At 42.9% G+C, this 13449-nt stretch carries 12 protein-coding genes; 2 read left to right on the top strand and 10 right to left on the bottom strand.

Annotation, left to right across the window (positions count from 1 at the left end):
• Positions 1-51: 51 nt before the first annotated feature.
• The 5 genes from RM556_RS07480 to RM556_RS07460 form a co-directional block, all read right to left on the bottom strand.
• Positions 52-1323, bottom strand: coding sequence for an FAD-dependent oxidoreductase (locus RM556_RS07480; RefSeq protein ID WP_311374302.1), 1272 nt, complete (start codon positions 1321-1323; stop codon positions 52-54).
• Positions 1324-1503: 180 nt separating this feature from the next.
• Positions 1504-1716, bottom strand: a complete 213-nt coding sequence (locus RM556_RS07475) for a DUF2892 domain-containing protein (protein WP_311361546.1) — start codon at positions 1714-1716, stop codon at positions 1504-1506.
• A 73-nt stretch (positions 1717-1789) separates the two neighbouring features.
• Positions 1790-3166, bottom strand: a complete 1377-nt coding sequence (locus tag RM556_RS07470) for a DUF1302 family protein (RefSeq protein ID WP_311361545.1) — start codon at positions 3164-3166, stop codon at positions 1790-1792.
• 1 nt (position 3167) lies between these two features.
• The gene (locus tag RM556_RS07465; RefSeq protein ID WP_311361544.1) at positions 3168-3977 is read right to left on the bottom strand and encodes an outer membrane lipoprotein-sorting protein; all 810 of its coding nucleotides are present in this window, start codon (positions 3975-3977) and stop codon (positions 3168-3170) included.
• A 20-nt stretch (positions 3978-3997) separates the two neighbouring features.
• The gene (locus tag RM556_RS07460) at positions 3998-6532 is read right to left on the bottom strand and encodes an MMPL family transporter (protein ID WP_311374301.1); all 2535 of its coding nucleotides are present in this window, start codon (positions 6530-6532) and stop codon (positions 3998-4000) included.
• Positions 6533-6674: 142 nt separating this feature from the next.
• On the opposite strand from RM556_RS07460, the gene RM556_RS07455 reads away from it, so the two are divergent.
• Positions 6675-7688 carry a hypothetical protein gene (locus tag RM556_RS07455; RefSeq protein WP_311374300.1) on the top strand — a complete coding sequence of 338 codons (1014 nt, stop codon included), beginning with the start codon at positions 6675-6677 and terminating at the stop codon, positions 7686-7688.
• A 1-nt stretch (position 7689) separates the two neighbouring features.
• On the opposite strand, the gene RM556_RS07450 is transcribed toward RM556_RS07455, so the two are convergent.
• The 5 genes from RM556_RS07450 to RM556_RS07430 all read right to left on the bottom strand — a co-directional run bounded on the left by RM556_RS07450 (position 7690) and on the right by RM556_RS07430 (position 12746).
• A complete protein-coding gene (locus tag RM556_RS07450) occupies positions 7690-8124 on the bottom strand; it encodes a hypothetical protein (protein ID WP_311361541.1) in 435 nt (144 codons plus the stop codon).
• Positions 8125-8189: 65 nt separating this feature from the next.
• Positions 8190-8438, bottom strand: coding sequence for a hypothetical protein (locus RM556_RS07445; protein WP_311361540.1), 249 nt, complete (start codon positions 8436-8438; stop codon positions 8190-8192).
• 12 nt (positions 8439-8450) lie between these two features.
• Positions 8451-8663, bottom strand: a complete 213-nt coding sequence (locus RM556_RS07440; RefSeq protein ID WP_311361539.1) for a hypothetical protein — start codon at positions 8661-8663, stop codon at positions 8451-8453.
• A gap of 223 nt (positions 8664-8886) precedes the next feature.
• Positions 8887-11931, bottom strand: coding sequence for a TonB-dependent receptor (locus RM556_RS07435; protein WP_311374299.1), 3045 nt, complete (start codon positions 11929-11931; stop codon positions 8887-8889).
• 173 nt (positions 11932-12104) lie between these two features.
• The gene (locus tag RM556_RS07430) at positions 12105-12746 is read right to left on the bottom strand and encodes a 2-dehydro-3-deoxy-6-phosphogalactonate aldolase (RefSeq protein WP_311361537.1); all 642 of its coding nucleotides are present in this window, start codon (positions 12744-12746) and stop codon (positions 12105-12107) included.
• Positions 12747-12864: 118 nt separating this feature from the next.
• On the opposite strand from RM556_RS07430, the gene smrA reads away from it, so the two are divergent.
• On the top strand, positions 12865-13449 hold the full coding sequence (gene smrA, locus RM556_RS07425) for a DNA endonuclease SmrA (protein ID WP_311361536.1): 585 nt from the start codon (positions 12865-12867) through the stop codon (positions 13447-13449).

The raw sequence follows: 13449 nt of genomic DNA, 5'->3' as shown, positions 1-13449 counted from the left end.
GTCAAAAAAGCTACGCTGGCATAAGAAGCCAGCGTACCTAGTCAGTCTGCCCTACTCAAGTCGCTCAATACCCAAGGCTTTTAGCACGTATTTTTCATAGACAGGCTCACTTGTGCCCGTTTTCATCTTACGCATAAAGTATTTCTCAAACGCAATTTTTGCTAAATGGACCCACTTTCCCTTTTTGAACCAAGTAATGTTTCTAGGAGGAATTTGCGGCATTGCGACAAAAGCTGCACCGGTATCCCCCATATCAGCCAAACAGATGGCGTGCCAAGTCCCTTTACTCGTAGGTTCTTTATCTTCAATAATAATGGCTTTTAGATTGTGCGCAATTGCTGTCATCATCGTTTCAATCATATACCCTGTTTTCGGCGTTCCTGTAGGCACTGGTGTCGTTTCCACTGGCGGGATAGCTACGCACACACCGCCAGAGAATATATTCGGGTATTTGGGGCTACGTTGGAATTCATCAGTGATAACAAAGCCTTTGGGGTTGCACAACCCTTCTACATTTGCAACAGCATCAATACCAGCAAAAGGAGGGATCAACATAGCGTGATGGAAGCCAAGTTCATGAGTAAAGTCCGTTTCGCCCTTTCGGTTTAGTTCCGACACATACATCAAGCCGTCATCTACTTTATCCACTTGAGCATTGCATACCCACTTAATATCTTTGCTGCGTAAGTCTGATTCAAGCAGTGATTTCGAATCTCCTACACCGCCTAAACCTAAGTGACCAATATAGGGTTCGCTGGTGACAAAATGAATCGGGACCTTGTGCCTTATTTTTGCGTCGCGCAAAGCCTTGTCTAAAATAAAGGCATATTCGTAAGCTGGGCCAAAACAACTGGCTCCTTGAAACGCACCGACAACGACAGGACCTGGATTTTTTATGAGTGCTTGAACATCAAGGTAGCATTGCTTGGCATGTTCTAATGTGCAAATCGACTGCGTGAACCCCGATGGACCCGCACCTTCAATATTTGCAAACGCCAACTTTGGTCCCGTGGCAATAATTAAATAATCATAATCAACAATATCGTCATCAGCCGTTTTTAACTGACTATTTTGGGCATCAATTTCAGTGACTCTGGCACATTTAAAGCCGATATTTTTTTTAGACAGGTATTTTTCAATGGGAATAGTAATCGCTTCTGGCTCTCGCCAGCCAACTGCAACCCATGGATTTGAAGGGACGAATCGAAAGTCTGGTCGTTCGTTGACCACCAGCACTTCGTGGTCCTTACCCAATATTTCTTTTGCTTCATAAGCTGCGGGCATGCCGCCTGTTCCTGCACCTAACACAACAACCTTAGCCATAGTGATATCCTTTTGTAGTCACTCGTATTAAAAATACTGATTTGTTACAAGAGTGTTAACAAAAGACGTGCCAAGTTAGTTTATATGCTATCCAACTGTTTTAATTGAATATTTTAATTTTAGCATTGAAAGAACTAAATGAGCCAATGTCATAATTGACAAGGCTCAGTCAACTCTGTCTTACATATTTGCGAGCTCTTTCTCGCTTTTAAAGCCAAAGACTTTTTTCAATATGATGGTTGCTGGACAAAAGCCCGTAAAACTTTGTTGAAAAAGGTTGGCGCCAATAAACACTGTGAACCATACGAAATTAGGGTGCACCCATACGGTGAGTGCGACAGACAACAACACCATGAACCCTGCAAATGCAGTCAATGCTCTTTCAGCAGACATAAAAAACTCCTCAATATAAGTGGGATTGTTAAAGCTGACCACGCCTATCGGAAACAACTTTCAACTAGCCCTATTAGTAAAAATATCTAAAACGAATAAATGCATTACTTGCATCTTCAAACTGCCCAAAGAAGGTATATGCTTTATCGCCGTAAAAAAGATTTAACCCTGCTGACAGGCGCCAGCTATCCACCGGGCTATAGTCGCTTGTCAGCTTAAAGTAACCATCATCATCAGACGTAGAATAGAAATGAAAGGCATTAATGCTTAGCGTTTGCTGCAACGCTCGGTAAGTCAGTCGTTGAGTTAACCAGATGCGCGTGCGACTTGTCTCAAACTCTGGGGTTAGAGAGCTTTGTAATTGTTCATCGTAGTCTTGAGTACGTTCTGCATACCACTGAACGCTTCCAGTCAAGTTAGTCACTAGCTCTTGCTCATATGACAATAAATACCGAGTCTGACTGTTAGGTATCAGTGGATTGCTGCCGTCAGCATCATGCTTTGAATCATAATAAGCAAACTCAGCATTCACTAAACCAGGCCCTAAGGTCGTTATTGCGCTCGCTCCATATACATTTAACGCTGAGAAGCTTGGTAAAAAAGCGTCGTTGAAGCTATTTGGCGACTTATGAAAGCCTTTATAGGCATAAAACGCGAACTCTGTTGCATCGATGCTCTTGTATAAGCGCAATGCGTATTCAGGTGAACTGGGTTGAAGCGCCGATTCGACATCAAAAGCAGGTGCAACTTGTTGACCCGCAAGCGGTGAAAAAAACGAGAAATAATCACCATTGATAAAATTATCTGGCGTAAATTCTGGTGTGACAACAAAATCTACATTGAAGGCGTCGAAGAAACCAGATAGTTTCGCTGAGAGTGATGGTGCTTTTAAATATTCGTCATCGCGACCGGCAAAAAATGATTGAAAGTCTTTAGCAAATAAGTCATTGAGAAACACATAGTCTCCGGTCCCCCAAGTCAGTACTTGTTGTCCAAGCTTGAGATCAAAGCGCTTTCCCCACTCGCCAAGACTAGACAAGTTACCTTGCCACGCTGCTTCCCTCACCTGCAGTCTAAATTCATCCTTAACACCATCATAATAGGCATCGGTGGTGATGGATAGACGAGATTGACTGAGGTCGTAGTCAAACGAAAACTGGACACGAGCATCGGATAAAGTTGTGTCAGTCCCCAATAGACTATCACTTGATACTCGCCTTCCCGCAGCAAGCTCAGCAAAGCCTGTAAATTGATAGGGTTTATCTTCTTCTACTTCCCATTCACCCATATCCCATTCGTCTTCTTGTGCCATCGTATCCTGCTGGTAAGATCTATCCTCCAGCGCTGTGGCATTGGCACTCATCGCCACGAATATCAGACCGAAACTAGGAAGGAGCCTGATATTGGGCCTTCTTTTTTCACTCGAATGAGTCACTTTGAGTCGAATCATATCAGTCTAGCCATTGCCGAGGTGGTGTGCGCAAACTTCTTTCAGTAAACACCTCATCATCTAATCCAATGTTGTACTGAATATTGCGAAATTCCATTAAAGTATAAGCGCCACCGACCAAGTCACTGACTTTTGAGCGCACTACTGTTGGATGACCTTGGATAGTATCTATTTTTACCGCTTCAACCCGACGATAGTTTTGATCATTGTTATCGTAGAAATTAATTAAGATTGGTAATTTCGTTGCTTTATCAATGGTCACTTCGTAATACGCAAATTCCACTGAATCGGCTGCCTTAGGCCGTGCTAACAAAATATAGTGTTCCTCACTTTGTGACTTAAGCTCAAAGTTATCCTCTGAAATTGCACGCCCTGACACGTCTTCATAAAAAAAGTGAGAACCAACAAACGAGGTTCGCTTGTCGCCAGAAGAAATTCGTTTCACCAAGTCAAGCGCCGGCAAGTACAACCACCTGTCGTCTTCTACACTCAAATCTGCCCGTTTCTCTACGCGAAACACGGTGTCTTTTACATCAGATGGTCGGGAAAAAAATACCATCATTTGTTGATCGCCATTGTCTGCTATGTCTCTACGCAAAATAGTAAACTGGCGCATTTGTTTGCGACCTTGTTTATCTACAATCATCATTCGAGCATCTGAACGGCCATCATCGCCAGCGTAATAAGCTGCCTTTTCAGATTCCTTCACGATCGCTGCAATGTCAAGCTCCTGTGCGAAAGAATTGCTGACGCTAGTAGCACCGAGTAACAACAATCCAATAAAACTAACAAAACTTGTTTTCTGCTTCATTTATATTCTCCTCGAATCTACTATTTAAAAACTATTTTCTTTGCCATGGTCATGACTGAAGGCAATATCAATAGCGTGACTAAGGCTGATATCGCCATAATACTGGCTAAAAATACGCCCACGGTAATGTAAGGAACAAGCGGGGCAAACAATAAAGGGGTGAAACCTAAGGCGATGACTAGCGCGTTGCGAGTGATTGCCGTTGCAGGCTCATCAAACATAATTGAAAAAGTGCCTGAAATACTCTGTGTCTGCTTATACGTTTCACGAGCTCGCTCTAAAAAGTGGATTGCAAAGTCGACTGACAGCCCCAAAGTTAGCGCTGATAGTACCGCAATTGGCATATCATAATCTTTACCAATGATGCCAATAAGCCCATAAATAAAGGTGATAGTGATAGTGAGTGGAAGCATTGCTAGCACACCAAAGACGAAAGAACGGAACAAAATAACCATCATAATAAAGACAATAACAAAGGCACTAATCAAGCTATCAAGCATGCCAGCTACCATGTTATCTTGCCAAACTACGTTTATATAAGCCTTGCCTGCCCAACCTAATTCGATGTTTTGTGGTAATGGATTATCCGCCACGTAGTTGTCTACTAAGTCGATAACCTTCGTCATGTCTTGATTATCTCCCGACGTCAATTGCAGCCAAACAAGCGTTTGCTGAAAATCGGGAGTGACAAAGTGCCATAAATCGTTTGGACGATGGCTAGACTGATATTGCAAGAGCGTTTGTGCAACAGCTTGCGATGAATTAGGGATTTGATAGTCTTCTGCCGAGCCAGAACGCAATTCACGATTGACGACTTTTGTTACGTCAGCCAAGGAGTTCGATTTACCCACTAAACCCGATTCTTGCATGTGTGTTTGCAGAGAGCTGATATAAGCAAGTTGTTCTGGTGACTGAAAAGTTTTCGAGCTACTAAGGTTTTTTTCTAAAATAGTGATTAACCCTGAAAGATAGGCATCTTCTTCCTCACTGACATCAGCAAACAACTTATCTTCGCTATCGATAATAAGTTGCTGATACTGCTCACTTGGCGCTTGGTCGCCAAACGCTGTGACTCTTTCCTTGGCCCATGGCAATAGAGATTCAGGTAAATCATTGAATATGATGTCTGAGACAGGCGGTAAAGTATCGCTGGTACTTAGCACGATATAAGCGTCGTAAGTCCCGGCAAAGTTTTCGTTTAGGACTTTATCTGCCACTCTAATTTCATGATTTTGCTTGAACCAACGGACAGGATTGTCATTAATCTGTATTTGATTGATCCCCCAAATCGAGACTGCGAATACCACGGCAAAGCTTGCCACTAAGACAAGCCGATTGTTCAATGCAAAACTGCCGAGAGATTTTGCAAACGATGCTATTTTGCTACCGCCTTGCTGTGAATGCATAACTTCTTGTAACTTATTGAGTGAAGTCTCATTCATCCTTGATAAGTACGCAGGCATGAAGACGATAGTAATAATGAAAGCAAGTAATATCCCGCTGCCTACAAATGCTCCGAAAATTTGTACTGGAGGGATTGGGGTCAACATCAATGAATAAAAGCCTACCGATGAGGTCACAGAGGTATATAACATTGGTGTGAATAAATGCCCGACTACCTCTTCAATAGTGTCGTTTAAACTTTTACCCGGTTTATAACGGTCGCTGAATTCAGATAAAATATGTACAGAATCAACCACTGCGATAGGCATCAAGAATATCGCAATCATTGACGACATAATGTGCACGGTAAAGCCTAAACCAATCAACGCACCCATCGTAATCAAAACAGTTGCCATCGCAACAATCATAGGTGCAATAATTAATGGAATATTGCGAAAGAATAAAAACAGTAGGATAAAAATCGTTAAGCCTGCAAGCGGTGCTGATATCCCCATTTGAATAAACATCTCAAAGCCAAATTGATCTTCAGCCACAGGCAAACCGGTTATATACCAATCGGCGGTGCCATTTAATTGCGAAATTTCACTACGAATTTTTTCAGCAATATTATAACTTTCATTTTTATCGAGTATTGGTACATATATCGCTGCAGCTTTGCCATTTTGCGACGCCAATGTGTCTTGCAGTAACGGCAGGCGAGCAAGATTTTCTTGGATTTTAAGCGCTTCAGCTGTGCTCGCAGGAGGTGATGGCATCATCCATTCGAAACGAATCGTACCAGTCGATGTTTGGCTAATATTATCGACAGTCGATATGGACATTAAATCAGCAGAAACTACACCATCTATTGACATTATTGACTCTGTTATGACAGAAATGTCAGTCAATGATGATTGGGTGAATACCCCATTTGGGTCACTACTATCGACGACGCCAACGACGATAGCATCGTACATTGCAAAGGTGGTTTTAACTTGATTATGAAATACTCTAGCAGGATGCTCTGCATCCAGCATATTCTCTGGATCTGTATCAATTTGTATGCGTGGAATTTGGGCCATAAAACCGAGTGTTAATAGCAGTAAAACAACATACACAATTTTCGGTTTTTGAGTACAAAAATGTACTAGTTTCTTAGCGATAGAATCCATTAATACTAGGTCTCTTTTAACAAGTCTTATAGTGTACATACAAAAACAATGCCAAACAGAAAAATAATACCAACTGAATCAACTTGTGATTCAAACTATATTAGTTATTATGCATCTGCACCAAAGGAAAAGGGTGAAAAGGATGACCAAAGCCAATATTCACAGTATTTTGCCAATGCTCATAATAGTGAGCCTAATTATTATATTCTCAAGTATTGCGATTTGGCTTGTACAATTTGAGCCTAACATTCGCCAACAATCTCATTCGACAAGCCCAAACTCTGAGCTTGAGAATCTAGTCACCATTCCAGAGTCAGATCAATATGAGCCGGTCATGGCAGTCAAAGAGCAAAGTGATGCTAAGCCGCATAATCCTCCCGAGCTCGTTTGGCTCAACCGGCCTTTTTGGCAACTAGACGGCCTGCTTACAGATAAATTACCTGCACTGCAATTGGCTTATCAGAACGGAGATAAGGCAGCAGGCTTCGTTATCGCCGCGTACTTATCAAGGTGTAACAAGGCACCATCGAGCAAAGCAGATCTCGAAGAGAAAGTTGAATTCGCTATTGAAACCGGTGAAGCCGATTTAGCAGAGCGATTAACTCAACGTTACAACTTTTGCCAAGGAGTGCCTGAGGAGATGCGAGAACAGCATCTAACACGCTTTATAACACTCTCGAAAGATGGCTTCACACCGGCGTTGGAGGTGATAGGAAGTATCCCATCAAAGCAATATATGGAGTATATGAAACTAAAAGAGCTACCAAGAGATGAATATATTAGTGCCAGAGATGCGTTTGAAAAATCCAAGTATCAATACCTAACACAAGCAGCAAATCAGGGAAGTATACTGGCCTTACTAAAGTTAAGTGATATGAACGCACATTCTCCCAAACACATTGAAGAAAGCCGAAATAAGGGACATACATCACTATCATTAGCATTAGCTAATGCTTCGGTTGCCAAGCATTTTACCACCAACGATCTCGTTTATGGCAGAGCCGAGTTTATTCAGAGTCGTTTGTATCAGAAAGCCAGTGCTAAAGAGATCTTTTTAGCTGAAAGCCTGTCTGCCAATATGGTCTCCAAAATACAAAAGATTGGTCATGCTTACCCTGCCAGAGAAAAAGACCGTTGGGTGTTTACATTTTATTGATCTAGCGAGCATTAACTTTACGTTGATGTGTTAGTTTCAAGCTAAAATGACGCCTCATCAATAGAGCGAATAGGACTGAAAAAGCTGAACAAGCAAGTCCAATCATCCAAAGAGATAAGTTGTCTCTCGCAAATAAAATACAAACCGCGCATGAAAGCGACATTGCATTAATTGTCATGACGACAAACAATGAGCTATCACTTTGCTGTGTTTTCACCTTTCGGTCATTAATCAGGCGACTAAGAACGTTCAATATAGGCAAGCGCTCTGCTTCAAGCACTATGTTAGCTCCTTTGAAGTACTTGTAAGCATGCGCTGACACATAGCTTGGGACGAGCAACAAACAAAGGCTCAACACAATGTAGGCGTTATTGGCTGCGACAAAAGCGAAATTATAAAATGAGAATACCGCAATATAAATGTATGTTTTCTTCACTTTTCTTCCTTGAATTAGTTTTAATTGAATCGGCCTACAGTGTAGGCCGATAAATTTTAGCAGTGTTAAGAAACACTCCCACCATCGTTTTGAATCTGATCCACGATGCTATCTACACCAAATGCCAAAGCGCCAACCAAGCCGCCGACAACAGCACCAAAGCCAGCTCCAATTGGCCCGCCTACCGCTGCGCCAACAACGGCCCCTGTTCCGGCTCCAGCAGCAGCGCCGGCACCAGCGGCTTCTGCTACATCACCACCAGAAACACCTGCGCCAGATACCTGCGCTAACTCGTATGTCGTTAATTCTTTCATTTTTAGTTCCCTCTAATCTGTGAAAAATTCATAAGCGGCACCAGCAATAGCAGCAACCGCGATAACACCAATGGTGACCGGTGCTGTCACAGTTGCGCCAACAGCTACAGCGACACCAATCGCGCCTGCTGCGTACGACCCACCAGCAACAGCGCCTTGAGCCGCATCTGCTGCATCGCCAGCACCACTAATCAAACCAATTTCAACGTCGTTAATTTCTCTCATTTTTACATCCTTGTTATCTATAGTGACTTAGTTTCGAAGCACCAAGTCCAATAAAGTGATGAACAAAATACTATGTATGTTCACCCTCCCATCTCAAGCTTGAGAGCTCAGTGTGCTATGAATCAATAGATGAAACTACTGGTGTAAAGGATGGTTTTAATGAAAACCATAGGCATAAAAAAAGGCTGCAAGCAGCCTTCATAAATATATGTAACAGAGCCAGTTAGAACCTATAGCTTGCACCAACAAGGATTCTGCGGTCAGTTAGACCTTGGAAGCATAATAAACCTCCTTCATTGACACATGATTGTTCCGCATCACTTTGTGTAATATTAATTCCCTCAAGACCGAAGCTCAGGTTCTCATTTACATCATAGTTAATACTTGCGTTAAGTTGGCCACGAGCTTCATTCACGCGTGGTAAACCAAATTGAAAGGCATCTGTAGCAATGTAGGCAGAGCGCCAGGTATATCGAGCACGTGCTGATATGCCATACTTTTCATAGAACAATGTAAAGTTATAGGCGTTTTTCGATAAGTTCTGCAACTCAACACGGTCTTGAGCGTCTTCCTCTGCAATACCCAGAGCCTCTAAAATGGCGATACCACGACTGTTGAAGCTTCGGAAATCATCACCACTGCTAGCATCTTGATATGTGTAGTTAGCGATTACACCAAAACCAGAAGCCCAACCAAGGTCATCTTCGAAGCCCGCAAGGTCGTATTGAAATGCTAGCTCGATACCTTTTTGTGTGGTGTCTCCATTGCCGTTAAAGGTTGACTGGAAAGGAACACAAATACCTTCACCAGGGCTTGGGTTGTTGATGTTTCTATCGGCGACAGGGTTAAAAATGCCGCCGTCTTCACACGGCGCAGTAATATCGATGTTTAAGACGCCGTCGACCACGTTACCCGGAGGATCTTCAGTAAATGGAATAAATAGGTCTTTACGCTTCTTATAGAAAACGCCTGCACTCAACACACTTGATGGAGCAAAATAGTACTCAACAGCTAAGTCCACAGACCAAATATCTTCTGGCACTAGATTGGGATTTCCCGCTACTACAGGCGCGTTGGCATTGACAGTAAACTGAGTAGAAGTCGACAGATTATCGAAATCAGGGCGGTTAATATCTCGACCTAATGATGCTCTAAGCACGACATCTGAATTGATGTCTGCGACAAGGTTTAAACGTGGAAGTACAAAGTCGTAGTCACCCGTTTCAACTAACTGTTCAAACGAGCCATTGTTTTCAACCAAGCCTATGGACGTGAGTTCAGTAGTGACATAACGCAAACCCACGCTACCACGCAGAATATCGCTTTCAAAGTTTGCTTGGGCATAAAGTGCATGGGTTTCTTCTGATATGTCAAAGAAAGCCGACTCATCTTGCACCAATGCACCTAAGGTTTCACCTGGGTTATTTGGATCGTCTGAGGCCGAAATAATCGCGCTATTTATTGCTTGAGCAACTGCATCTGGATCTGAATAGGATAATCCTGGATTAATAATCAGAAAATCTCGTACAAATAAACGTCTTCCGTCTGCAGCGTTAAAGTTAGGTGAGCCAGGCACCACTATGTTTGAAAATAGACTCGCTCTAGGTCGGTCAAACTCAGAGGATGAGCTTGTTAGGTTTACACGAGAATTATTGAAATCGTTATTAAGCGTTGAAGACTCATTGTAGCGATAGCCAACATCTATCGAGCTTACGAAAGGAATTGCTCCATCAAGAAAATAGGTAAAGTCTGATCTAAAAGCAGTTTCTTCATTTTCAGATAGGTCGCGTACCTGCTGAGCCTGACTCAAAGCATAATTTGCAGGGTCAAGCAATTGCGCTGTCGTTGGAGATGTTGCTAAGCCTTGCGCAATACCAAATTGCAAGGTGCCGCCTCGTAGATCAAACTCTACAGGCGTACCATTATCCACGCTTCCACCTAATACTGGCTGTGCAGAGTTAGGGTTAATAAAATCCAAACGAGTTGCAAAGTTTGGTGTGACTGTATCGGATTGCGAAACTGCATATTCAGCACTGAGTACATATTTGTCATCGGTCCATTCACCACCGATTCGTATCACCGAACTGTCGGTAAGTCTCGCGCCGGTATTTGTCGTCGTCCTGATATTCGGATTCAACCCACTTGCCAAAATAGCATCTGGTAATAAAACACCGGAGGTGACGGCTTGAATCGACGGTATATTGATTATACCGCTAGGCGTATCAATAGAACCGAAGTTTACAGTCTCGAATGAGGTGTTTGTCGTAATATCTACAACGTCAATGTCTGACACACCTGAAAATTGAATCTCTGTGCTCTCTTGTGTACGTTGCTGATCATTCACTAGGGCATCGACATACAGACGCAGCTTGTCGTTTGGCTGCCATTCAAAAGAAGCAGAAAAGTTCGTGGTTTCATAATCAAGAATATCGTAGTCCTGATTGAAGAACTGGATCCTCAAAAAATCAAAATCTTCAGCACTACCAATGATGCGATCACTTGACTCACCGGCTCGACCATCGGCATCGTAGTTTTGATCTGTTGTGACTAAACCGTCTCGGTCAGCTCGCGGCCTAAAAGCGGAAACGTTTTGTTCGGCATAACTCGCGCTGATGACAATACCAAACTCACCATTATCAGTTGACCAATTATCGCCGAAAGTACCCGAGAGTATTGGGGAATAATTATCGTCAACATCCAAGTCACTATTTTGCACCTTGCCACGCACAGCAAAGACGGTGTCGGTTAATTCAAGTGGCCTCAAAGTGCGTAAGTTGATAGTGCCACCAACCGATCCCTCTATAGTTTTCGCTTCGGGTGCTTTGGTAACTTCAACTGAGGAAATGAGCGCTGCCGGCAAGTCTTCAAAACTGATGCCTCCGCGCCCCGAACCTGAGCCAACGGTGGAAACGCCATTAATTTCCACTCGGTTTTCATCTGTACCGCGAATTTGCACCGCCGTACCTACACCCGCTGTTCGGGTGATCTGGATCCCTGTGACATTTTCTAATACTTCAGCCAGATTTTGGTCAGGTAGCTTGCCAATATCATCTGATTGAATAACTTCAACAAGTTTGCTAGAAGCTCTCTTTTCTGCAAGTGCTTTAGTCAACGACGAGCGAATTCCTTTTATCTCGATAACCTCGACATTATTGTCATTGCTTGCCTCTTCCTCTTGTGCCAACGCAAAGCCAGATGCTGACGCCCCGCCAAGCGCAGCAAGCGCTATAGCTAAAGTGGAGAGTTTAAAGTTTTTAGTTGTAGTCACAGTGTCTTCCTTTATTGTTGTGTAGATAAGACGGGCTGGCTGCTCCGATTAAGTGACTAATAAAGCCAAATCTTCACAAACACCACGTTTATTTAACAATAAATTAACACCATCGGACATATTGTCAAGCGGTAAGGCCAATTAATTTATAATAAAATAACTCAATGGGCTAACTAGTTTGATAAACCTCTCCAAACACTAGCAAAGTCCCTCGCCTTTCGCCGAATATCATCATCACTCATACTGGGATGAAATAGTGCTGAGCCTACGCCAAAGCCATTGGCTCCGGCTTCATAGAAAGGCATCATTGACTGCTCCGTGGCCTCAATGCCTCCCACCGGGAAACACTGTGTTTGAGCTGGCAATACAGAACGTAAAGCCTTTAGGCCGCCAGGCTTAAGTACATTGGCAGGGAATAGTTTTAAGCAGTCTGCGCCAGCTTCTATCGCATTAAATGCTTCAGTTGGGGTGAATACACCGCAACACATATAGGCTTGAGCTTGCTTCGCAATGTTGATCACCTGACTATTAAAATTCGGTGATACCACAAGATTTGCCCCGCTATCTACAACAGCCTCAGCTTGCTTGTGCGTAGCTACGGTACCAGCACCTAGCAACAAAAGTTGTTCACTTGGCTCAGCTTGATTCGGCTCTTGCAAATACTTATCGGCAAGCATCTGAATACTGTTCAACGCGTCAGGGCTATTCAAAGGGACTTCAAGCATGTGAAACCCTTCTGATAACAGAATGTCTGCAACAGATAAAATACGCTCTGGTGTTACACCTCGAAGAATTGCGATAAGTGGCAGGGTCATGATAATTTCCGTAAATAAATTCTGGACTAAGCTTGAGATTCTGGCGTATAACCCACAGATACTCAAATCGATTTAGAGTATATCGGCATTAAAGCTAGTCGCAACCAAGGAGTCACTTATGTCACATTCTGTACCTGATGACCTTTCATTCTTCGACGAAATGAGTGATGTAAAACCACTAGCAAGTAGCAATACAATTGCCCTGAATAACAAAAGCCAGGAAACACTTGCTCAAAAGCTAAAGCGTGAGGCATTGATCGCTGAAGTCGAAAAAGACGACAATGGTTTATCGGTAGAGCAAGTCACACCGATTGATCCTCATGACTTTATTGAATACAAACAAGATGGTGTACAGGACGGCGTATATAAAAACTTGCGACTAGGGAAATACCAAATAGATACCTCGCTAAACATCACTCATATGAAGTTAGACGAGGCCAGAATAGCACTCTATAAAACCATTAAAGAGTGTCATGAAAAAGGGGTTCGCACTCTACTATTACAACATGGACTCGGGTTGAAAAGTAAACCCTTCCCTGGTTTCATGAAGAGCTATGTAAACCAATGGCTGCGTCAAATTGACATGGTAATAGCGTTTCACACAGCACAGAAACATCACGGTGGCTTAGCTTCAGTATATGTGCTGCTGAAAAAACATCCCAATCAAAAACTGATTAACCGCGAGCGAAACCGCCGCGGTTAG

The organism is Alteromonas sp. W364, assembly GCF_031846205.1.
GTDB lineage: Bacteria > Pseudomonadota > Gammaproteobacteria > Enterobacterales > Alteromonadaceae > Glaciecola > Glaciecola blandensis.
Note: the sequence above shows the minus strand (reverse complement) of the source record. Positions and strands in the feature narration are given on the sequence as shown.